Origin of the sequence: Halopseudomonas sp. (assembly GCF_036961105.1) — a bacterium.
In the GTDB taxonomy this organism is placed as follows: domain Bacteria; phylum Pseudomonadota; class Gammaproteobacteria; order Pseudomonadales; family Pseudomonadaceae; genus Halopseudomonas.
Genome location: NZ_JBALWW010000071.1, coordinates 1 through 536 on the forward strand (window position 1 = coordinate 1; position 536 = coordinate 536).

The window sequence follows — 536 nt, forward strand, 5'->3', positions numbered from 1 at the left end:
CAGTATCAGATTGTCCGCTGCAGCATTCAGCTCCCCTAACTGCACATAACTGAGCCATCCGTCTCGCAATAGTTCGCCACTTTGCAGCGTCGTGTTGCCGAGCTGGAACTGCTGCTCAAGCCCTTGATATGCCGACATTCTTGCAACTCCTCGAAGGATATTGAGATACCCATGCGGGTACCGCGTATAGGGTGATGCATATTTATACATGCATGCTGGCATGTATGTTGAATGGAAGAATCATACCAAGCTCGCCGTTGTCGGCGCATTTATCATCCTGGAGTGCAGTCATGACCGTTCAGCCATCCCCCGAAAGCCTGAAGCAAACCCTGGAAGACAAGGGCGTAAAATACGCCCTGGCCGGTTATGTTGATATACACGGCATCATTAAAGGCAAATTTGTGCCCATCTCACACATCGGGCGCATGTTGAAAGGCTCCGAGCTGTTCACCGGCGCAGCGCTCGATGGTGTACCGCAGGACATCGCCGATAACGAAGTGGCGGCGATGCCGGATGTAGCGACCATGACCGTCTGC

General features: G+C 53.0%; 1 pseudogene. It reads left to right on the forward strand.

Features of this window, described 5'->3' with window-relative positions:
* Positions 1-290 precede the first annotated feature (290 nt).
* Positions 291-536: pseudogene (locus tag V7756_RS19050) on the forward strand (type III glutamate--ammonia ligase); the annotation flags it as partial.